The sequence below is a fragment of the Magnetospirillum sp. ME-1 genome (genome assembly GCF_002105535.1).
GTDB lineage: Bacteria > Pseudomonadota > Alphaproteobacteria > Rhodospirillales > Magnetospirillaceae > Phaeospirillum.
In genome coordinates this window covers 1,842,453-1,864,210 of record NZ_CP015848.1, presented here as the reverse complement: position 1 = coordinate 1,864,210, position 21,758 = coordinate 1,842,453, and the positions used below count along the sequence as shown (strand labels likewise).

Genomic DNA, 21,758 nt, shown 5'->3' with positions numbered 1-21,758 from the left:
GCAATCCGAGGTGATTGCCGCTGACCTGATTTCGGTCTACCGTCGAGGGAATGACATTTCGGCAGGGGGCGATCATGGGGTTGCGGATTACGGCGATGGCCGCGTGCGGTATCGTGTTGGGGGCCTGCCCCGGCCCGTCATGGGCGGATGAGACGGCCAAGTCCTCGCCCAGCATCACCGCCACCTACGTCAAGGGCGCCATGAGCGGGACGAAGCAGTACATCCGCAGCTACCTGGCCATCAACCCCGACTGCTCCAGCATGGGCTTGTCCAAGGCGACGGTGGTGACCGAGCCCGAGCATGGCCAGGTGATCGTCGAGAACGGCGAGGCTTATCCCGATTTCGACAAGGACAATGTCCGCGTCCGCTGCAATGACCGCAAGGTTCCCGCCGTGCTGATTTTCTATCAGTCCGAGGCGGGCTTCACCGGCGCCGATCGCATGGTGCTGGATACGGTGATGGCCAGCGGCATGTTCTACCGGCACGAGTTCACCATCAACGTCCGCTAGCCTTCCACATATTCGCCACAAAGCGGGGCCATCCTGATCATGCCGGGATGGCCCTTTTGCTGTTGGGGGGCAAGGGGAAGCAAAGGATTTTGTTAAGAACCATTCGCTAGAGTGGTGGTGATGGGAAGCAGGCGAAAGGATGACGCCATGTGGTCTTCCGTCTCCGATACAACCTTGTCGGGCCGAATGGCCCCAATGCTCGTGCCGATTTCTCGCGCACGCATGACAGGTTCGCGGAAATTCTCCATCTCCCCTGATGAATTCCGCCGCGATGATCCAAACATAAGGAAGTGATCGGTCTGACCCTCTTCGATGGAGTGACGATATGCCCAGCAATGACGATATCTTCACCCGGTACTCGCGAGCCTACGAGGGTCGCAAGGACGTGGAACTCAGCCTTCTGGAATACCTGGAAGGCTGCCGCGACGACCCCATGATGTACGCCTCGGCGGCCGAGCGGATGATCGCCGCCATCGGCGAGCCCGAGGTCATCGACACCGCCAAGGACGCCAGGCTGTCCCGGGTGTTCATGAACCGCACCATCAAGGTCTACCCCGCCTTCTCGGAATTCTACGGGATGGAGGAGACCATCGAGCGCATCGTCGGCTACTTCCGCCATGCGGCGCAGGGGCTGGAGGAGCGTAAGCAGATCCTCTACCTGCTGGGGCCGGTGGGCGGCGGCAAGTCGTCCCTGGCCGAGAAGCTGAAGGCGCTGATGGAGGTCTACCCCATCTATGTGCTGAAGGCCGGCAAGGAGATCAGCCCCCTGTTCGAAAGCCCGCTGGGTCTGTTCGATCCCGAGGGCATGGGGCCGGTCCTGCTGGACAAGTACGGCATTCCGAAGCGCCGCCTGCCCGGGCTGATGAGCCCCTGGGCGGTCAAACGGCTGGAGGAATTCGGCGGCGACATCTCCAAGTTCAAGGTCGCCAAGATCTATCCCTCGCGCTTAAAGCAGATCGCCGTCTCCAAGGCCGAGCCGGGCGACGAGAACAACCAGGACATCTCGACCCTGGTGGGCAAGGTGGACATCCGCAAGCTGGAGATGTTCAGCCAGAACGACCCCGACGCCTATTCCTTCTCGGGCGGGCTCAACCGCTGCACCCAGGGCCTTCTCGAATTCGTCGAGATGTTCAAGGCCCCCATCAAGATGCTGCATCCGCTGCTCACCGCCACGCAGGAAAGCAATTACATCGGCTCCGAGAACATCGGTGCCATGCCGTTCCTCGGCACCGTTCTGGCCCATTCCAACGAGGCCGAGTGGCAGACCTTCAAGAACAACCGCAACAACGAGGCCTTCATCGACCGCATCTGCGTCATCAAGGTTCCGTACTGCCTCAGGGTCACCGAGGAGCTGAAGATCTACGACAAGCTGATCGACACCTCGGAACTGGTGGACGCCCCTTGCGCGCCGGGCACGCTGGAGATGCTGTCGCGCTTCTCGGTGCTGTCGCGCCTCAAGGAGCACGAGAATTCCAACCTCTATTCCAAGATGCGGGTCTATGACGGAGAGAACGTCAAGGAGACCGACCCCAAGGCCAAGCCCATGCAGGAGTACAAGGACGCGGCCGGCGTGGACGAGGGCATGGACGGCATCTCGACCCGCTTCGCCTTCAAGGTGCTGTCGTCCACCTACAATTACGACACCCACGAGGTCTCGGCCGATCCCGTGCATCTGATGTATGTGCTGGAACAATCCATCCGGCGCGAACAGTTCCCCGAGGAGACCGAGAAGAAGTACCTGGAGTTCATCAAGGGCGAACTGGCGCCGCGCTATGCCGAGTTCATCGGCAACGAGATCCAGAAGGCCTATCTCGAGAGCTATCACGATTACGGCCAGAACCTGTTCGACCGCTACGTGGATTACGCCGACGCCTGGATCGAGGACCAGGACTTCAAGGACCCCGATACCGGCCAGCTCTTGAACCGTGATCTGCTGAACCAGGAACTGTCCAAGATCGAAAAGCCCGCCGGCATCGCCAACCCCAAGGATTTCCGCAACGAGGTGGTCAAGTTCGCGCTGCGCTCGCGCGCAGCCAACGGCGGCAAGTCGCCGTCCTGGACCTCCTACGAGAAGATCAGGGAAGTGATCGAGCGCCGCATGTTCAGCCAGGTGGAGGAATTGCTGCCGGTGATCAGCTTCGGGTCCAAAAAGGACTCCGACTCCGAGAAGAAGCACTCGGAATTCGTCGAGCGCATGATGAGCCGCGGCTACACCGAGCGCCAGGTCCGCCGGCTGGTGGAATGGTACATGCGGGTGAAGCAGGCGGGTTAACGTAACAGGGCAAGGGAAGCGGCCGATGAACATCATCGACAGACGCCTCAATCCCAAGGGCAAGAGCCTCGCCAACCGGCAGAGGTTCTTGCGCCGCGCCCGTGCCCAGATCGTCAAGGCGGTGCGCGACGCCTCGGGCTCGCGCTCCATCCAGGACATTGCCAACGGCGAAAAGATCTCCATCCCCGCCGACGGCTTGCGCGAACCCAGCTTCCGCCGCGCCGGCGAGGGCGGCATCCGTGACTACGTGGTGCCCGGCAACAAGGATTTCGTCGAGGGCGACCGCATCAAGAAGCCCGACCCCGAGGGCGGCGAGGGCGGCGGCTCGGAAGGCAGCCCCGATGGCGAGGGCCAGGACGACTTCGCCTTCGTGCTGTCCAGAGACGAGTTCCTCGACATCTTCCTCGACGATCTGGAACTGCCCGATCTGGTCAAGAAGAAGCTGAAGCAGACCGAATCCACCACGCCGACTCGGGCGGGCTACTCGGTCACCGGCTCGCCGGCCAATCTCAACGTGGTGCGCACCATGCGCAACTCGCTGTCGCGCCGCATCGCGCTGAACAGGCCCAAGCCCGCCGAATTGAAGGAACTGGAGGACGAGATCAGGGCGCTGGAGGAATCGGGCGCCGATCCCGAACGCCTCTCCCAACTGCGCGTGGAGTTCGACCGGTTGGTGGCCAAGTCGCGGCGCATTCCCTATATCGACCCGCTGGACGTGCGCTATTCCCGCTTCGAGCATGTGCCAAAGCCGGTGACCCAGGCGGTGATGTTCTGCCTGATGGACGTGTCGGGCTCCATGACCGAGCACATGAAGGATCTGGCCAAGCGCTTTTTCATGCTGCTCTACCTGTTCCTGACCCGGCGCTACCGCAACGTGGACGTGGTGTTCATCCGCCACACCCACGAGGCCGAGGAGGTGGACGAGGACACCTTCTTCTATTCCACCGAGACCGGCGGCACCGTGGTGTCCACCGCGCTGGAGGAAATGCACAAGGTGATCGCCGACCGCTATTCGCCGGCCGACTGGAACATCTATTGCGCCCAGGCCTCGGACGGCGACAACACCTCGTCGGACAACGCCAAGACCGCCGGGCTGCTGGAAGACGTGATCCTGCCCGCCACCCAGTACTTCGCCTATATCGAGGTCGGCGCCGAGTACAAGGACTGGCTGGGCCGCGATTCGGACCTGTGGCGCACCTACAAGGAGGTGGCCAAGACCGCCGACAACTTCGCCATGCGCCGGGTGCGGGTCAGGAGCCAGATCTTCCCGGTGTTCCGCGACCTGTTCGCCAGGGAACGGGGCGACAACGCCGCCTGGTCGGGCGGGGAGGAGGCCGAATCATGAGCGATTCCTCCCAACTCCTGTTCACCGGCGCCGATTGGGATTTCGAGAAGGTGCAACGGGCCTACGACGCCATCGAGAAGATCGCCAAGGGCGAGATGGGCCTCGTCACCTATCCCAACCAGATCGAGGTGATCACCGCCGAGCAGATGCTGGACGCCTATTCCTCCATCGGCATGCCCTTGATGTACAAGCACTGGTCGTTCGGCAAGCATTTCGCCCGCGACGAGACTCTCTACCGCAAGGGCATGCGCGGTCTGGCCTACGAGATCGTCATCAATTCCAGCCCCTGCATCAGCTACATCATGGAAGAGAATTCCATGGCCATGCAGACCCTGGTGATCGCCCACGCCGCCTTCGGCCACAACCACTTCTTCGCCAACAACACCCTGTTCAAGCAGTGGACCGACGCCCGCGGTATCCTCGACTACATGGAGTTCGCCAAGAGCTATATCGCCAAGTGCGAGGAGCGCCACGGCCATGCGGCGGTGGAGCGCGTGCTGGACGCCGCCCACGCCCTGATGAGCCACGGGGTGCATAAATACCCCCGGAAGCGCACTCCCGACCTGCGCGACGAGGAAAAGCGGGCCGCCGAGCGCCGCGCCTATCAGGAGCAGATGTTCAACGATCTGTGGCGCACGGTGCCGAAGAAGGCGGCGGCCAAGATGGGCTCGCAGGAGCTGGCCGAACGCAAGCGGCGCTTAGGGTTGCCCGAGGAAAACATCCTCTATTTCCTGGAAAAGCTGGCGCCCAGGCTGGCCGACTGGCAGCGCGAGATCATCCGCATCGTGCGCAAGATCAGCCAGTACTTCTATCCCCAGAAGCAGACCAAGATGATGAACGAGGGCTGCGCCACCTTCACCCATTACACCATCGTCAACCGTCTGCACGAGATGGGCATGCTGTCGGACGGGGCCATGCTGGAAATCCTGCATTCCCACACATCCGTGGTGTTCCAGCCCGATTTCGACGACCGGCGCTATTCCGGCATCAACCCCTATGCGCTGGGCTTCGCCATGATGAACGACATCAAGCGCATGTGCGAGGAGCCCACCGAGGAGGACCGGACCTGGTTTCCCGACTTCGCCGGCAACAAGGACCCTTACGGCACGCTACGGCAAGCCTGGGCCGATTACCGCGACGAAAGCTTCATCCTGCAATATCTGTCGCCGGCTTTGATCCGTAAATTGCGGCTGTTCAAGATCCACGACGAATCCGAATCGCCCCACATGGAGGTGGCGGCCATCCACAACGAGCGCGGCTATCGCGAGGTGAGAAAGGCCCTGGCGCGCAATTACGACATCGCCCACCTGGAGCCCGACATCCAGATCGTCGACGTGGACCTGGCCGGCGACCGCCGCCTGATCCTGCATCACTTCGTCGAGAACGGCCTGATGCTGGACGAGGCCGAGACCATCCGGGTATTGCGTCACATCGCCAATCTGTGGGGTTACGAGGTACGGCTGCTGGAGATCGAATCCGGTACCGACGTGGTCTTGAAGACCTACGAGGACGTGGCGCCGGCCGCCGAGCTATAGGCGCGCCTTCCTCTCCGCCATCACCGCCAGGACCTCGGCCACCCTGCGAAGAGCGGGACGCCAGGACCCCGATCCATCGGCGCGGAACACCCGGACCGACGGATACCAGGGGCTGTCTTCCCGCCCCGAAGGCCAGCGCCAGTCGAAGCCTTGGGGGGCCAGGGCGATGACGGGCTTGCCCAGGGACGCGGCCAGGTGCAACTGCACGGTGTCGCCGCCCACCACCACGTCCAGCCCCGCGATCAGCGCCGCCATTTCCGCCAGATCGGCCGGCTGGGGAATGGGGCGTTCCACCAAGGAGTCGGCGCCGTCCGCCCCGATGCGGTCCAGGTCGTCCTCATCGGCCAGGGCGAGCAGCGAGACGGCGGGATCGGTCCCCAGGTTCAGCATCTCGCCCAGCGGGCAGTTCCGCTCCGCCTTGCGGCCGCCCCAGGTCAGCCCCACCCGCAACCGGTTGTCGCGCGACACGCGCCGGCCGCGACCGGCCACCAGATAGCCGCCCGAGCCCGAAGGCGTGGCGGCGTCGCTCACGCCCAGCAGGCCGGGAAGGGCGGTCAGACTGGTGCGAAGGGAGCAGGGGGGCAGCGGATCGTCCTCGCCCACCGCCTGCTCGACGCCCGGCAACTCGGCCAGCAGAGGCGCAAGCTCATCGGGGCAGGCGATGGTGATCAGCGCTCCCCTGGCCGCCAGAAGGGGAAGGTAGCGGGCCAGCAGCAGGGAGTCCGAGACGTCGCCCGCCGCCTCCACCAGCAAGGCGGTGGCGATGATCTCGCCTCCGTCCCATTGCGGCAGGTCCGGTGCCCGGCTGGGGGATGCGGGCCGGTGGGCCAGCAGGGCCAGGCCCTCATCCAGCCTGCCGGCGCCCAGCAGCACTTGCCCCAGCACCCAATTCAGGCCGGGAAGATGGGGGGCCGTGGAGAGCAGCCGCCGGACCAGGGCTTCCGCCTCCTCCAGGCGGCCCTGGTCGCGGCGCAGCTTGGCGAGGTTGTGGAGCAGGTCCGGGCTTTCGCGGCCGGCGTCCATGGCCGCTTTCAGCAATCCGTCGGCCTCGGTGAAGTGGCTCGCCTGCCTCAGCACACCGGCCAGATTGGCCATGATCGCCGGGTGGCCGGTGCGGCCCAGGGCGCGGGTAAAGCCGGCGATGGCGGCCTCGGTCTTGCCCGCCATATGCTGAATCACCGCCAGATTGGCGTTGGCCATGGCACAGAGGGGATCGATGGCCAGGGCTTCGCCGTACCGGCGGGCGGCCTCATCCACCCGCCCCGCCGCCTGCTGGGCAGGGCCCGTACTGGCGGCTTGGGTAGCCCGCGCCGCCTCGGCCTCCACCAGTGCCGGCGAGGGCGGCAAGGCGGAGGCGCCGTAATGGGCTTTCGGGGCGAGGCCGGAAACCAGGGCCAGGACGGGCCCGGGGCTGCCGTCGAAGGGGACCAGCGAGCCGCACGCCATCTCCTCGGCAAAGCGCCACAGCCCGTATCCCGCCTGGGCGAGGCTGTCGGCGGCGGCCGATCCGTTCCGATGCTCGAAGACGACGATGGCGGCGCGACCGGCGAGGCCGCTGACCACGGACTCTTCCCAGCCGGCCTGTCCCAGCCGCGCGACGATCCGGCATTGGGCCAGATGCGGCCGCTCGTCCAGAAGGGCGGCCAGCGGACGCACCGGCGTGGGGGCCGGGACCCAGTCGGGCAGGGCGAAGACGCGGGCGCCGCCCCTGGGCTGGCGCGACGCCAGGGCGTGGCCCTCTCCGGCGCCGGCGGCGGCGGCGATCACCTCCACCTGCTCCTCCAGCCCGGCGATGGCGAGGCTGTCGCGCAGAATGTCGGCATCGGTGGGCGACGGTTCCAGGGCGATGACCAGCAAGTCCGGGCAATGGCCCACGGACTGGAAGACATGGTCGCCGTTGCCCGCCCCCACCTCCAGCAGCAGATCGCCGGGGGCGAGATGGGCGGCCAGGAACGCCTCCATGGCGGCGTCGGTTCCCATGGCGCGCCGGCGCTGCTGCTCGTGGCGCTCGGCGGTGATCTGGGCCAGCATCTCCATGCGTCGCCGGGCCTCGGCCAGCGGAGCGTCCCACTGGCCCGGCATCGGCTGGCGCAGCAGGCACAGGCCGGGATACCAGGGCGAAACGTCGCCGCCACGCAGCCAGCGGGCATGGGCGGCGTGGGGCAGCAGCAGCAGGACCGGCTTGCCCATGGCGGCGGCCAGATGGGCGGCGGGACCGTCGGCGGCGACCACCAGATCCATCTCGGCGATGCGCCCGGCCAGATCGGCGTAATCGGCGACGGTCGGTGCCAGATCGGTGATCAGGCCGGGGTCGGCCCGCTCGCGCGCCTCGGCCGCCCCCGGTCCGGTCTCGAGCGAGAACAGCAGGGTCCCCGGCACCGTGGCCAGATCGAGCACGCGCCCGAAATCCAGGCGATCGGCCGGGCGCTCCGCTCCCCAGGCGATGCCGACCTTGACCAGGGTGGAGGCCGGCACCCGGATGCGGCGGATGCGGCCGCGCGGCGCGGCCAGATAGGGGGCGGCGGAAATGGACTCAGCCTCGACCCGCAGCAGCCAGGGCAGGTCCTCCAGGGAGGCGACATAATCGGCCGTGAAATCGTGGGGCAGGGGAGGCCCGAGCGGCAGGGCGCGCGCCACGCCCCCCATGGTTTCCAGAAGCGGGACTAGTTCGGGCTGGACCAGCAAGGTGATGACCGCTCCCCGTCCGGCCAGGACGGGGATGAAGCGGGCCATCATCAAGGTGTCGGACAGGCCTGATTCCGCGTAGAGCAGCAGGCTGGCGCCGTCCAGATCCTGGCCTTCCCACGGAGCGGCGGGAAACGGCGGGCGGGGGGCGCCGGGCAGCCGGTGGCGCCACTGGGCGTTTTCCCAGGATTCGGCCATCCGGCCGTTCAGCATCAGCAGGCGGGAATGGGCGAGGCGGGCCGGCGCATCCTCGTCATCAAGGACCAGGGCGTGGGAGATGGGGGCGGCGGCCTCGTCGATGCGGCCAAGATCCATCAGGGTCTCGGCCAGGCTCACCCGATGTCCCGGCTGCTCGGGCTCCAAGATGACGGCGGCGTGGAAGGCGTCCAGCGCCGCTTCCGGCTCGCCCCGGCGGGCCAGCACCCGGCCCAGCGCCGCCCAGGCCGGGCCGTGCCCCGGATTGAGGCGAAGCGCCCGGCGCAAGGTGGCCTCGGCCCCGGCCAGGCGCCCCTCGTCGGCCAGCAGGCGGGCCAGGCCGCACCATACGGCGACGGACTCGGGGCGTTCCATCAGCAGGATATCGATGATGGCGTGGGATTCGTCGGGCTGGTTGAGCTGGCGCAGCGCCTCGGCCAGTTCCAGGCGGCAGCCCAGGTGCTGGCGGTCCATCTCCAGCAGCTCCAGGCAGAAGCGCAGCGCGTCGCGCGGCCGTCCGGCCAGCCGGGAGGTTTCGGCCGCCGCCAGACGCGCCTCGGAATGGCTGGGATCGAGTTCGATGATGCGGCGATAGGCTTCCAGCGCCGGGTCCATGTCGCCGTAGCGCCGGGCGACGGCGGCTTCCTGCCATAGCGTATCGATGACCGCCGAGTGCTCGGAAAGGTCGGAGAATTCCAAATCGAGATCTTCGATTTCGCTCATGGGCCAAGTCAAACCCGGCCCGGAGCGCGAATCAAGGGCTATTCCGCCGCCCGCCTGCCGTCTTTCGGTGACGCGAGGCGCTGCCGCATCTCTTCCATCTCGGCCCGGACTTCGGCGGCGGCCTTCAGCTTGATAGAGCCGAAACCCCGGATGCGCCGGGGAGCCGAGGCGATCTTCACCGCCAACTCATGGGTGTCGGGGGTGAGATGGGCCAGGATGGTCTCGACCGCACTCTCGAACTCGGCGATCAGGTGGCGCTCCAGCTTGCGCTCCTCGCTGCGGCCGAAGGGATCGAACGCCGTGCCGCGCAGACCTTTCAGGTGGGACAGCAGCGGCATCAGGCGCAGCACCCAGGGCCCGAAGCGGCGCTTTCGCGTCCCCATGAAGGGCGGCGCCAGATGGATTTCCAGCGTCTTCCAATCCTCGAACTGCTCCTTCAGCGAGGCGGTGAAGGCCGGATCGGAATAGAGCCTGGCCACCTCGTACTCGTCCTTGTAGCTCATCAGCTTGGCGGCCGAGCGCGCCACGGCTTCGGTCAGCGCTTCGGCCCCGGGCAGGACGGCGTTTTCCGCCGCCCTGACCCGGTCCACCAGGGCGCGGTAGCGGGACGCCCAGGCGGCGTTCTGGTAACCGGTGAGATGGGCCACCCGGCGTTGGATCAACTCGTCCAGGCTTTGCGACAGGCGGCGATGGTCGTTGCCGCCCACCGGCGGCGCGGCCAGGCGCTCGACCGCGCCCGGGTCATGGGCGGCGAGACGGCCCCAGCGGAAGGCCTGGACATTGAAGTCCACCATGGCGCCGTTCAGTTCCACCGCGCGCAGGATGGACTCCTCGGACAGCGGGATGCGGCCCTTCTGCCAGGCATAGCCCACCAGGAACATGTTGGTGGCCAGCGCGTCGCCCAACAGGGTGGTGGCCAGCCGGGTGGCCTCGATGAATTCGGCGTCGCCGCCCACCTGATCCCGGATGGTGTCCTCCATGCTTCGCGCCGGGAAGTCCAGATCGGGGGCGTGGGTGAAGGTGGCGGGCATGGATTCGTGGCGGTTGACCACGGCGAAAGACTTGCCCGGCTTCAGCTTGGCCAGGGTGTCGAAGCCGGCGGCCACCACCATGTCGCAGGCCAGCAGCAGCCGGGGTTGGCCGGCGGCGATGCGGACGGCATGCAGGCGGGCGGGATCGTCGCAGATGCGCACATGGCTCATCACCGCGCCGTTCTTCTGGGCCAGTCCGGTCTGGTCCAGTGAGGTGACGCCCTTGCCCTCCAGATGGGCGGCCATGCCCAGCACCTCGGCCACGGTCACCACGCCGGTGCCGCCGATGCCGGTGACGATGATCCCAAAGGGGTCGGCCGCGCCTGGAAGAACGGGGGCGGGCAGGGCCGTGATGTCGGCCTCGCCCCGGCCGGTCAGCCGGCGGATATGGGCGCCCTTGACCGAGACGAAGCTGGGGCAGAAGCCCTTGACGCAAGAAAAGTCCTTGTTGCACGACGACTGGTCGATGGCGCGCTTCCTGCCCCATTCGGTCTCGACCGGGATCACGGCGACGCAATTGCTTTGCACGCCGCAATCGCCGCAGCCCTCGCAGACCTTCTCGTTGATGAAGATGCGCTCATCCGGGTCGGGCATCAGGCCGCGCTTGCGGCGGCGGCGCTTCTCGGCGGCGCAGGTCTGGTCGTAGATCAGGACGCTGACCCCCGATTCCCCGCGCAAGCTTCGCTGCAAGGCATCCAGGGTATCGCGATGGTGAATGGTGGTGCCGGTGGGGAAGCTGCCCGCCGGGTATTTGTCGGGATCGTCGGAGACCACGGCGATGCGGCGCACGCCCTCGGCCCTTACCTGGGCGGCCATGGCGGCCACCGAGAAGGCGGATTCGGCCGGCTGGCCGCCGGTCATGGCCACGGCGTCGTTGTAGAGGATCTTGTAGGTGATGTTGATCCCGGCGGCGAGCGCTGCGCGGATGGCCAGCGAACCGGAATGGGTGTAGGTGCCGTCCCCTAAGTTCTGGAACATGTGGGTGCGCGACGTGAAGGGGGCCTGGCCGATCCAGGTGGCGCCTTCGCCGCCCATATGGGTGTAGGTCAGGGTCTCGCGGTCCATCCAGGTGGCCATGAAGTGGCAGCCGATCCCGGCCATGGCCTGGCTGCCCTCGGGGATGTTGGTGGACGTGTTGTGGGGGCAGCCGGCGCAGAAATAGGGAATGCGGGTGAAGCCCTGGGGGATGGCGGCCAACCGCCGCTCCTTGTCGGCCAGGAAGTCCAGGCGCTCCTTGACCCGGAGCGAGGTGTAGAAGCGGCCGATGCGCGCGGCGATGACGCGGGCGATCATGGCCGGGGTCAGCTCGCCATAGGGCGGCAGGGCCCAGGCGCCGCTCTCGTCGTGCTCGCCCACCACGCGGGGGCGGACGTCTTCGCGCCAGTTGTAGAGCTGGGCCTTGAGCTGTTCCTCGATGAAGGCCCGCTTCTCCTCCACCACCAGGATCTCGTCCAATCCCTCGGCGAAGGCGCGGATGCCCGACGGCTCCAGGGGCCAACTCATGCCCACCTTGTAGAGGCGGATGCCGATCTCGGCGGCGTGGCGCTCGTCGATGCCAAGGTCGGCCAGGGCCTGCATGACGTCCAGATACGACTTGCCGGTCGTCACGATGCCGAAGCGGGGATTGGGCGAATCGATGATGGTGCGGTCGATGCGGTTGGCCTTGGCGAAGGCCAGCGCCGCCGGAATGCGATGCGCCATCAGCCGGTGTTCCTGGTCCAGGAACTTGTCGGGCCAGCGGATGTTGAGGCCGCCGGGCGGCATATGGAAGTCTTGCGGCGCCACGAACACCTGGCGCCAGGGATCGATGGTCACCGAGGCCGAGCTTTCCACCGTCTCGGAAATGGCCTTCATGCCCACCCACAGGCCGGAAAAGCGCGACAGCGCCCAGCCGAACAGGCCGAAATCCAGAACCTCCTGCACCCCGGCAGGATTGAGCACCGGCATCTGGGCGGCCATGAAGACGTGCTCGCTCTGATGCGCCAGCGTCGATGACTTGGCGCCGTGATCGTCGCCGGCCAGCACCAGGACGCCGCCATGGGGGGCGGCGCCGGCGGAATTGGCGTGTTTGAACACATCGACGCTGCGGTCGAGGCCGGGGCCCTTGCCGTACCACATGGCGAAGACGCCGTCATGGGTGGGACCCTTGAACAGGCCGATCTGCTGGGTGCCCCAGATGGCGGTGGCGGCCAGATCCTCGTTGAGGCCGGGTTGGAAGCGCACGGCGTGGCGTTCCAGATGAGAGGCCGCCCGCCACAATTCCTTGTCGAGGCCTCCCAGGGGCGAGCCCCGATAGCCGGACACGAACCCGCCGGTGTTCAGCCCGGCGGCCCTATCGCGCAGATGCTGCAGCATGGGCAGCCTGACCAGCGCCTGGATACCCGACAGATAGACCCTGCCCTGCTGCTGCAGGTACTTGTCGTCCAAGGTGACGGTGGTGGCGACGGTCATGACGGCGGCCTCGAAAGCACCCCTATGCCTTGAAGGTAATGACCGAGCCTTGCGGTGGAAAGAGCCGGGGCGAAAATAGCAATGAACGCAATGCGGCAGGGTCCGGGCGGCAAGGAAATTGCGGTTCCATGACGAAATACGGGGGATGATTTCCGCTTCCGATCAAGCTATATGAAAGCGCTTGTGCATGAAGGGCCTCCGGGATGACGATTCTTGTAACCGGCGCTGCCGGATTTATCGGTTATCACACCTCTTTGCGCCTTCTGGCCCGTGGCGAGCGGGTGCTCGGCGTCGATTGCATCAGCCCCTACTATGACGTCAGGCTGAAGCACACCCGCCTGGACCATCTGCGCCGGCACGAGGGATTCTCGTTTGTCCAGGCCGACATCGCCGACCGGGCCGCCATGGAAGAGGTGGCGCGGTCCCGTCCCGAGGTGACCGCCTACATCAATCTCGCCGCCCAGGCCGGCGTGCGCCATTCGCTGACCGCTCCCTTCGACTACACCCATTCCAACATCGAAGGGCATCTGGTGATGCTGGAGATGGCGCGCGCCAATCCCAAATGCCGCCACTTCGTCTATGCCAGTTCGTCCTCGGTCTACGGCGCCAATACCAAGCTGCCCTTTTCCGTCGAGGACCGGGTGGATACCCCCATCTCGCTGTATGCCGCCTCCAAGCGCTCGGGCGAACTGATGAGCCATTCCTACAGCCATCTGTTCCGCATCCCCACCACCGGCTTGCGTTTCTTCACCGTCTACGGCCCCTGGGGACGGCCCGACATGGCCGCCTATCTGTTCGCCGACGCCATCGTTGCCGGCCGGCCCATCAAGGTGTTCAACAACGGCGACATGCGGCGCGACTTCACCTATATCGACGATATCGTCTCGGGCGTGGTCGGCGTTCTGGACAATCCGCCGGCAGATGACGGCAAGACCCCGCCCTACCGCCTCTACAACATCGGCAACAACAATTCCGAACGGCTGATGGATTTCATCGGCCTGGTTGAAAGCGCGCTGGGCCGCAAGGCGACCTACGACTTCCAGCCCATGCAGCCGGGCGACGTCAAGGAAACCTATGCCGATATCTCGGCCATTCAGCGCGACGTGGGCTTCGCGCCCACCACGCCCATCAGCGTCGGCGTTCCCAACTTCATCGCGTGGTACAAGCAATACCACGGGCTGTAACCCTTTCTGATGGGGCGGGGCTGGTCAAAAGCCCCGTTCATCCCAATCTATATGCAAGTTGATATGCATGTCGCTGCCGGCAGGTATTCGCCGGTGGTTACCCTTGTTGATTCTTGGCATCGGAGTGAGGTCGGTAAATATGGCGACAATAGTCGGCAAAGTTTGTTTCTTGGATGAATAGGTAATTTTAGGTATATTCGACACGGGATATGACTGTGGGCGGGAGGGCAGAATGTCGGCCACCATGGGGAATGTGTGGGTTCGTCTGGCGCAATCGCTGAAGACCCTCTGGGATGACGACAAGCCGGCCCCGGCCAATGCGCCCGCCGGCAAGGTGTCGCGTCCGACCGCCCGTTCGTCCGTGGACTCCGCCGCGGAATGGCTCGAGCAGATGCTCGCCCGCGATCCCACTATCAAGGCCAAGCTGCATGTGATTTCACTGGTCGAGTACCGCGAGTCGGTGGGCGAGAAATGGCCGCGTCTGGTCGATAAGGTGGCGATCATCGTCGAGCAGGTGGTGCGGCGCAATATCGGGCGGGGCAACACCTTCTGCCGGGACGGCGAAGATTGCTGGATCATGGCCTTTCCCGAACTGAGCCCCGATGACGCAAGGCGCCGCACCATCACCGTGGTCGAGGAACTGGGCCGCTTCCTCTATGGCCAGCAGCAGGGCGGCGGCCAGGAGCGGCCGGTGGCCCTGGCGGCGGAAGTCGCCGTCTGCGAGGCGATCGGAGCCGACGGGGAACTGAATCACGGCCGCATCCATTCGGCGGTGGCCGAGGTGAGGGCCAATGTCTCCACCACCGGTCTGCCATATCTGCCGACCCAGGGGGTAAAGGCCGGACCGGCCGCCAACGACCCGCTCCAGGGCTGGGCGACCCTTGATCGCGGTTCCGACCTGCGCAAGGAGGAGATGCAGTGGGAGACCATCGAGGCTACCGGCGTCAAGAAGCCGGCGGCCTATCTCGACCCCAGCATCGTCGGCCCCATTCCGCCGGGTGCGGCCCTGGCCCTGGTGTGGCGCCCGACCTGGGTGGCGGTGGGCGAAGCCATTTCGGCCTATAGCGCCCGCGTGGTTCGCCGCGATCACGACAAGGCCGATCCCGTCGAGGGGTGTTGGGCCTATCCCGAGGGCGATGTGGCGACGGCCATCACCCTGGATCGCTTCGTGGTCAACTCGGCGGTGCGCGACATCCGCAACGCGGCGCGCAACGCCCAGGAGGGCGTGCCGCAGCCTTCGGTGATCCTGCCGCTGTCATGGCAATCCCTGTCCTCGGACCAGCGCCAGGGGGTGGTCTTCGCCCTTTCCGACCTGACCCAGGACACCCGCAACACCCGGCTGGTGATCGAAATCTTCCACATTCCCGACGGCACCACCACGCCCGAACTGGAATCGGTGGTGTCCTTCGTCGGCGGGCTGTGCCGCGAGGTTCTGGTCCGGACCAGGCTGTCATCCCACCGCACGTCGGTGGCCGCCGAGATCGGCGTGTCGAAAATCGGCCTCGACCTGTCGGAACTGCGTCCCGAGGAGAAGATGGACGACGAGCAATTGCTCGCCGTGCTGGCCCGTATCCAAGAGGAGACGGTGCGTGACGGTATCGGCTGCTATCTGTGGAGCGCCCGGCGCAAGCGGGTGGTCGGCAGCGTGGTGCAGGGCGGCTTCGACATGGTCAACGGCCCCGGCCTGATGAAGGATATCCCGCGCCCGGCCATCGTGCTGCCGGCGCCCAAGACCCGATTCGCGGCGGCGGAATAGGGCTTCTAATAGGCCCGGTCGATGCAGAAATCGATGACGTCGATCATCGCCTGCTTGATGGGGGAGTCGGGGAAGATGCCCAGGGCGTCGCGGGCGATCTCGCCGTAATGGCGGGCCCGTGCAATGGTGGCGGCCAGGCTGCCGTGCTTTTCCATCAGCTTGATGGCGTGGCCCAGATCCTCGTCGGTCTGCTCCAGGTCCTCGAGGCAGCGGCGCCAGAAGGTGCGTTCGTCCTCGTCGCCCCGGCGGAAGGCCAGGATGACCGGCAGCGTGATCTTGCCTTCGCGGAAATCGTCGCCCACCGTCTTGCCCAGCACCGCCTGCTTGGCGGAATAGTCCAGCACGTCGTCGATCAGCTGGAAGGCTATCCCTAAGTTCAGGCCATAGGATTCCAGCGCCTCTTCCTCGACCTTGGGGCGGTCGGCCACCACCGCGCCGATGCGGCAGGCGGCGGCGAACAGGGCGGCGGTCTTGGAGCGGATGACCTCGAGATACGAATCCTCGCTGGTCTCGGTGTCGTTGGCGGTGATCAGCTGCAGCACCTCGCCCTCGGCGATGACCGAGGAGGCGCGCGACAGGATGGCCAGCACCGACAGCGATCCGTCCTCGACCATCAGCTCGAACGAGCGGGAGAACAGGAAATCGCCCACCAGCACGCTGGGCTTGTTGCCGAACAGGGCGTTGGCCGAGGCCTGGCCGCGCCGCAGGTCGGATTCGTCGACCACGTCGTCGTGCAGCAGGGTGGCGGTGTGGATGAACTCGACGCAGGCGGCCAGCTTGATGTGGCGGTCGCCGGCATGACCGGCCAGCTTGGCCGAGGCCAGGGTCAGGACCGGGCGCAGGCGCTTGCCCCCGGCGGCGATGATGTGTCCGGCCAGTTGGGGGATCAGTTCCACCGGGCTGTGCATGCGGTCGACGATGGCGCGGTTGACCTTCTCCAGGTCGTCCTTGACCAGGGCGACAAGGGCGTCAAAGCTCTTCGCCTTCTTGCCACGTTCGTCCTCGAAATTGACCACGATCGCCACGATGCTGAAACTCCTCCCGTGCGGGGCATGCCTACCCGCGCGACGAACATAGTGTTGCCTGGGAAAGCGGGTCAAGCTTACATCGCCTTTTGCGTATGTCTTTCACCCCGATCAAGAGCCTTGATCTCATGGAACCGACCGATCCGCTGACCGAGGACCGCCTGCTGGACGGCAGGCTGCGCCTGATCCAGCCGCGTGACGGCTATCGCGCCGCCATCGACCCGGTATTCCTGGCGGCGGCCGTCCCGGCCCGGCCGGGAGAGCGCGTGCTCGACCTGGGCTGCGGGGTGGGCGCCGCGGCCCTGTGTCTGTTGGCCCGCTGCCCCCAGGCCACGGTGACCGGCCTGGAATTGCAGGAAAGCCTGGCGGGCCTGGCGCGGCGCAATGCCGCCCTCAACGCAATGGAGGAGCGCTTCAATCCCCTGTGCGGCGATGGGGCGGCTCCGCCCCCCGGTCTTGGCGAGTTCGACCACGTCCTGACCAATCCGCCGTTCTTCGCACAGCGGAGCGGCACTTCGGCGGCCAACGCGTCGCGCGCCATGGCCCATCAGGAAGGGGGGCTGGACCTGGCCGGCTGGATCAAGGCGGCGGTCAAGCTGCTGCGGCCCAAGGGACGCCTCACGCTCATCCATCGGGCCGAGCGTCTGGGGGATATCCTGGCGGCCTTGCGGGGCAGGGGCGTGGGCGACATCGCCGTACTGCCCCTGTGGCCCAAGGCCGATCGTGCCGCCGGACGGGTGATCGTCGGCGCGCGCAAGGGGGTGCGCTCGCCCCTGCGGCTGCTGCCGGGACTCGTGTTGCATGGCCAGGACGGGGCCTTCACGCCGGCGGCCCAGGCCATCCTGCGCGGCGGTGCGGCCCTTGACCCCTTGGGTGGGGGGGAGGATAAGACCTGATGTTCGGAAAAATTCTGCTGACCGTTGCCGTCATCGCCATCATCTGGTTCGGCTTCCGATATCTGAGCCGGCTGGCGGAACTGCGCCGCCGCGATCAGGCCGATCGGGTCGCGCCGCCGCGCAAGCCCGGAGCCGGAACATCCACCGAGGCGGAAACCATGGTGGAATGCCGGGTGTGCGGCACTTGGCAGCCCGGGCGCACCGCCCGGTCATGCGGCAGGGCCGATTGCCCGTACTAATACTTATTGAAATATAATCTGGTATAGCCAATATGCCTTTTGTATCGGTGCGGTCGCGCCGTCTGTCGTCCTGACGGATCTGCGGGGCCACACGGGGGAGGATATCGGGTGGCGGAAACGCGGTATCGCGCTCAGGATCTGCTGGTGGGCCTCTACCGTCGCCAGGCCGCGGTGATCGGTGCGCTGCTGTTGTTGACCCTGGCGGGCTATCAGTCGCAGGACTGGCTCATCTCCCATATGTCCGACGACGGGGCGCTGATCAACGTTGCCGGGCGTCAGCGCATGCTGTCGCAGCGCTCGGTGGCGCTGGCCTATCAGATGGCCGCCGCCTCCAATCCCGACGATCGCACCATGTTCGCCGATCTCCTGGCCCAGGCGGGATCCGAGATGGGGGCCGGCCATGCCCGCCTGATCGGCGAAAGCTCGGCGCGCGGCATGAGCGCGGAGATGGAGCGGCTTTATTTCGGCGGAGCGCCGTCGCTGGATGTGGAGGTGATGGCCTTTGTCGCCGATGTGCGGCATCTGGCGTCTTCCGATGGATTGGGAATCGGTCAGGCCTCGCCACGGTTGAAGGCTTTGGCCGACAAATCACGCCTCACCCTGCTGCCGGGCCTCGAGCGTCTGGTGGTGCAATACCAGGACGAGAGCCGCCAGAATGTCGCCCGGCTGCGCCAGGGCTTCACGCTTGGGCTCTATCTGGTCATCGCGGTGCTGACCCTGTCGTGGTTCGGGGTGTTCCGGCCCATGGCGCGGCGCCTGCGCCAGGAATTCGCCGACCATCAGGCGGCCGTGGAGCACAACCACCTGATCCTGGAATCCATGGGCGAGGGAATCATCGGACTGGACCGGAACGGGGCGGTCACCTTCGCCAATCCGGCGGCCTCCGGCATGCTGGGCTATGCCCCCTGGGAGATGCTGGGCCGGAGCCTGCATCCGCTCATCCACCACACCCACCCGGACGGCAGCGAATACCCCAGCACGGAATGCCCCCTGGCCCGCACCCTGTCCACCGGCGAGGATTGCTCGGTCGAGGGCGAGTGGTTCTGGCGCCGGGATGGGTCCAGCTTTCCCGTGCATTACGGCTCGACCGCCATCGTCAAGGAGGGAGACCTGATCGGCGCCGTGGTGACCTTCCGCGACATCAGCGACGTCACCGCCACCCGCCGCGCCCTGGAGGCCAGCGAGCAGATCAAGAGCAGCATCCTCGATGCGGCCCTGGACGCCATCGTCACCATCGACCGTTCAGGCATGGTGGTGGAGTTCAACCCCGCCGCCGAACGCATCTTCGGCCGCCGGTCGTCCGATGCCGTTGGCCAGGAGGTTGCCGAACTGATCATTCCCGAGGCCCATCGCGAAGCCCACCGGCGCGGCCTGTTGCGGGTCGCCGAAGGGCATGGGGCCACCGTTTTGGGCAAGCGCCTGGAAATGAATGGGCTGCATGCCGATGGGCACGAGATTCCCCTGGAACTGACCATCACCCATCTGCCGGACCATGGATTGTTCACCGCCTTCATCCGCGATATTTCCGAGCAGAAGATGACCGAGACGGCGCTGCGCCGGTCCCAGAAGATGGAGGCGGTCGGCCAGCTGACCGGAGGCATAGCCCACGATTTCAACAACTTGCTCGGCATCATTACAGGGAATCTGGAACTGCTGGAGCGCGCCGTCCAGGGCAATGACGCGTGTCAGCGGCGGGTTGACACCGCGCTGCGCAGCGCCCGGCGGGGCGCCGACCTGACGCGGCGCCTGCTGTCCTTTTCGCGCCAGGACCCCAAGGCCCAGGGCAAGAGCCTCACCGACCTCAACGAGGCGGTGGCCGGCATGCAGGAGATGATCCAGCGATCGCTCACCAGGGTGATCGAGGTACGGACCCAGCTGGCCACCGAGTGCTGGCAGGCGGACATCAACCGCAGCGAGTTCGAGGACTGCCTGCTCAATCTTTGCCTCAACGCCCGCGACGCCATGCCCAACGGTGGAATGCTGAGCATCGAGACCGCCAATGTGGTGGTCGATAGCGAATATTGCCGCATTGATCCCAACATCACGCCGGGGCGCTATGCCCTGGTGTCGATCAGCGATACGGGCACGGGAATTCCCAAGGACATCGTCGACCGCATCTTCGAGCCGTTCTTCACCACCAAGGAACGCGGCAAGGGCACCGGGCTGGGTCTGGCCATGGCCTATGGCTTCGCCAAGCGCTCGGGCGGCCATATCCGGGTCTATTCGGAGCCCGGGATCGGCACCACCTTCCGCCTGTATCTGCCCAAGGCGTCCAGCGTGGCGGCGGCCGAGGCGACCCCGGACCTTTCCGCCGAAGCCTTACCCACCGGGACCGAGCATGTCCTGATCGTGGATGACGAACCCCATCTGGCCGAAATCGCCGGCGAGTTCCTGAAGGAGCTGGGCTACCGCGTGAGCATTCCGGGCGATGCCGCCGAGGCGCTGTCCGCGCTGCGCCATGATCCCGCCATCGACCTGCTGTTCACCGACGTGGTGATGCCCCACGGCCTGGATGGTTACGGGCTGGAGCGAAGCGCCCGCGAGATGGGGCATGGCTGCGCCGTTCTGCTGACCTCGGGTTTCACCGGCTATGCCGCGGAGCACAAGGGCGGGCATGGCGACATTCTGCCAAAGCCCTACAGCAAGGCGGACCTGGCCAGGGCCGTGAGAAAGGCCCTCGATGACCGTGTGAGGACGCGATGACCGTAGATCAAAATCTCGATTCACCACCGTCACTGCCGGTGCTCATCCTCGACGATGAACGCGACATGTGCGAGTTCGTCGCCGACGTCGGGACCGACATGGGCTTCAAGGCGACCTGGTGCGACAATTTCGAGGATTTCGCCTGCCGCTATTCGGTGGATCTGCACGGCATCTTCCTCGATCTCGCCATGCCGGGAATGGATGGCGTGGAAATCATCCGCTTTCTCGCCGACAACAATTCCGGCGCCCATCTGGTCTTGATGAGCGGCTACGACGCCGACGTGATCGAGGCGGCCCGGCGACTGGCGGAATCCCGCGGACTGAAGGTGGCCGGAGCGCTGCACAAGCCCTTCGGCGTCGGCGAATTGTCGGCGGTCTACGACATCCTGGCCGCCGCCCGGGCCCCCATCCGCCCCAGCGTGGTGGCGCGGGCGCCGGATCGCTACCATCCCGATACCGCGGCCCTGGGTCTGGCGCTCGACGACGGCCATGTGGTGCCCTGGTTCCAGGCCAAGTTCTGCGCCAGGAGCCGGCGGATTCTGGGGGCGGAGGTTCTGGCCCGCTGGCTCCACCCGGACCACGGCATGGTGGGGCCGGACCGCTTCATCGGACTGGCCGAGCGGGAAGGGATGATCGACCGCCTGACCGATTCGGTGATCCGTCAGGCCCTGGCGCATTGCCGCAATTGGCGCAAGGCCGGATTCTCGCCCCGGGTGGCGCTCAACCTGTCGCCCCACATGCTGCACAACCTCGATCTGCCCGACGCCCTGGTGGACATCGCCCGTGATTACGAGATTCCGCCCGAGAAGATCATCATCGAAATCACCGAAACCGCCCTGGCCGGCGATTTCACCGCCCAGCTGGACATCCTGACCCGGCTGCGCATGCGCCGCTTCGGCCTGTCCATCGACGATTTCGGCACCGGCTATTCGTCGCTCAAGCAATTGCAGCAGGGGCCCTTCACCGAATTGAAGGTGGACCAGTCCTTCGTCGCCAAGGCCCTGGCCGAGGAAGGGGCCAGGGCCATCGTCGAGAGCTCCATCCAACTGGGACATCGCCTCGGCCTCAAGGTGGTGGCCGAGGGCATAGAGACCGAGGAGCAGATGGACATGGTGTGCCGTCTTGGATGCGACGAGGTGCAGGGCTATCTGCTGGGACGGCCCTGCGCCGCCGATGCGTTCAGCTGGCCGGAGGCCTGAGGCTGATCAT

At 66.1% G+C, this 21,758-nt stretch carries 13 protein-coding genes; 10 read left to right on the top strand and 3 right to left on the bottom strand.

The window, feature by feature from the left end:
- The first annotated feature begins 74 nt into the window (after positions 1 to 74).
- The 4 genes from WV31_RS08715 (at position 75) to WV31_RS08700 (ending at position 5,661) form a co-directional block, all read left to right on the top strand.
- Positions 75 to 509: a hypothetical protein gene (locus WV31_RS08715; protein ID WP_145980783.1), complete on the top strand. Its 435-nt coding sequence runs from the start codon at positions 75 to 77 to the stop codon at positions 507 to 509.
- Between the two features lie 325 nt (positions 510 to 834).
- The gene (locus WV31_RS08710) at positions 835 to 2,781 is read left to right on the top strand and encodes a PrkA family serine protein kinase (RefSeq protein WP_085373180.1); all 1,947 of its coding nucleotides are present in this window, start codon (positions 835 to 837) and stop codon (positions 2,779 to 2,781) included.
- Positions 2,782 to 2,806: 25 nt separating this feature from the next.
- Positions 2,807 to 4,126 carry a YeaH/YhbH family protein gene (locus WV31_RS08705; RefSeq protein WP_085373179.1) on the top strand — a complete coding sequence of 440 codons (1,320 nt, stop codon included), beginning with the start codon at positions 2,807 to 2,809 and terminating at the stop codon, positions 4,124 to 4,126.
- A complete protein-coding gene (locus tag WV31_RS08700) occupies positions 4,123 to 5,661 on the top strand; it encodes a SpoVR family protein (RefSeq protein WP_085373178.1) in 1,539 nt (512 codons plus the stop codon). The genes WV31_RS08705 and WV31_RS08700 overlap by 4 nt, the downstream gene beginning before the upstream one ends.
- Here the strand turns inward: WV31_RS08700 and WV31_RS08695 are convergent.
- Both WV31_RS08695 and WV31_RS08690 read right to left on the bottom strand, forming a co-directional pair.
- The gene (locus tag WV31_RS08695; protein WP_085373177.1) at positions 5,656 to 9,264 is read right to left on the bottom strand and encodes a tetratricopeptide repeat protein; all 3,609 of its coding nucleotides are present in this window, start codon (positions 9,262 to 9,264) and stop codon (positions 5,656 to 5,658) included. The two genes, WV31_RS08700 and WV31_RS08695, sit on opposite strands and share 6 nt — an antisense overlap.
- Positions 9,265 to 9,302: 38 nt before the next feature.
- Positions 9,303 to 12,746 carry an indolepyruvate ferredoxin oxidoreductase family protein gene (locus WV31_RS08690; protein ID WP_085373176.1) on the bottom strand — a complete coding sequence of 1,148 codons (3,444 nt, stop codon included), beginning with the start codon at positions 12,744 to 12,746 and terminating at the stop codon, positions 9,303 to 9,305.
- A 203-nt stretch (positions 12,747 to 12,949) separates the two neighbouring features.
- On the opposite strand from WV31_RS08690, the gene WV31_RS08685 reads away from it, so the two are divergent.
- Positions 12,950 to 13,930 carry an NAD-dependent epimerase/dehydratase family protein gene (locus WV31_RS08685; protein WP_085373175.1) on the top strand — a complete coding sequence of 327 codons (981 nt, stop codon included), beginning with the start codon at positions 12,950 to 12,952 and terminating at the stop codon, positions 13,928 to 13,930.
- Positions 13,931 to 14,162: 232 nt separating this feature from the next.
- Positions 14,163 to 15,686, top strand: a complete 1,524-nt coding sequence (locus tag WV31_RS08680) for a hypothetical protein (RefSeq protein WP_085373174.1) — start codon at positions 14,163 to 14,165, stop codon at positions 15,684 to 15,686.
- A gap of 5 nt (positions 15,687 to 15,691) precedes the next feature.
- On the opposite strand, the gene WV31_RS08675 is transcribed toward WV31_RS08680, so the two are convergent.
- Positions 15,692 to 16,711: a polyprenyl synthetase family protein gene (locus WV31_RS08675; RefSeq protein ID WP_085373173.1), complete on the bottom strand. Its 1,020-nt coding sequence runs from the start codon at positions 16,709 to 16,711 to the stop codon at positions 15,692 to 15,694.
- Positions 16,712 to 16,839: 128 nt separating this feature from the next.
- Here WV31_RS08675 and WV31_RS08670 point away from each other — a divergent pair, with 128 nt between their 5' ends.
- From WV31_RS08670 to WV31_RS08655, 4 genes are all read left to right on the top strand, one after another.
- Positions 16,840 to 17,607, top strand: a complete 768-nt coding sequence (locus WV31_RS08670; protein WP_085375535.1) for a tRNA1(Val) (adenine(37)-N6)-methyltransferase — start codon at positions 16,840 to 16,842, stop codon at positions 17,605 to 17,607.
- Positions 17,607 to 17,846: a hypothetical protein gene (locus WV31_RS08665; RefSeq protein ID WP_085373172.1), complete on the top strand. Its 240-nt coding sequence runs from the start codon at positions 17,607 to 17,609 to the stop codon at positions 17,844 to 17,846. The genes WV31_RS08670 and WV31_RS08665 overlap by 1 nt, the downstream gene beginning before the upstream one ends.
- A 108-nt stretch (positions 17,847 to 17,954) precedes the next feature.
- Positions 17,955 to 20,549, top strand: coding sequence for a PAS domain S-box protein (locus WV31_RS08660; RefSeq protein ID WP_237051552.1), 2,595 nt, complete (start codon positions 17,955 to 17,957; stop codon positions 20,547 to 20,549).
- Positions 20,546 to 21,748 (top strand): EAL domain-containing response regulator, encoded by a 1,203-nt coding sequence (locus tag WV31_RS08655; RefSeq protein WP_085373171.1) that lies wholly within the window; start codon positions 20,546 to 20,548, stop codon positions 21,746 to 21,748. Before WV31_RS08660 ends, WV31_RS08655 begins: the two co-directional genes overlap by 4 nt.
- The last annotated feature ends 10 nt before the right edge of the window (positions 21,749 to 21,758 follow it).

Coding starts and splice junctions, on each gene's coding strand:
- WV31_RS08715 (WP_145980783.1), top strand. CDS start 75: ATGGGGTTGCGGATTACGGCGATGGCCGCGTGCGGTATCGTGTTGGGG.
- WV31_RS08710 (WP_085373180.1), top strand. CDS start 835: ATGCCCAGCAATGACGATATCTTCACCCGGTACTCGCGAGCCTACGAG.
- WV31_RS08705 (WP_085373179.1), top strand. CDS start 2,807: ATGAACATCATCGACAGACGCCTCAATCCCAAGGGCAAGAGCCTCGCC.
- WV31_RS08700 (WP_085373178.1), top strand. CDS start 4,123: ATGAGCGATTCCTCCCAACTCCTGTTCACCGGCGCCGATTGGGATTTC.
- WV31_RS08695 (WP_085373177.1), bottom strand. CDS start 9,264: ATGAGCGAAATCGAAGATCTCGATTTGGAATTCTCCGACCTTTCCGAG.
- WV31_RS08690 (WP_085373176.1), bottom strand. CDS start 12,746: ATGACCGTCGCCACCACCGTCACCTTGGACGACAAGTACCTGCAGCAG.
- WV31_RS08685 (WP_085373175.1), top strand. CDS start 12,950: ATGACGATTCTTGTAACCGGCGCTGCCGGATTTATCGGTTATCACACC.
- WV31_RS08680 (WP_085373174.1), top strand. CDS start 14,163: ATGTCGGCCACCATGGGGAATGTGTGGGTTCGTCTGGCGCAATCGCTG.
- WV31_RS08670 (WP_085375535.1), top strand. CDS start 16,840: ATGGAACCGACCGATCCGCTGACCGAGGACCGCCTGCTGGACGGCAGG.
- WV31_RS08665 (WP_085373172.1), top strand. CDS start 17,607: ATGTTCGGAAAAATTCTGCTGACCGTTGCCGTCATCGCCATCATCTGG.
- WV31_RS08655 (WP_085373171.1), top strand. CDS start 20,546: ATGACCGTAGATCAAAATCTCGATTCACCACCGTCACTGCCGGTGCTC.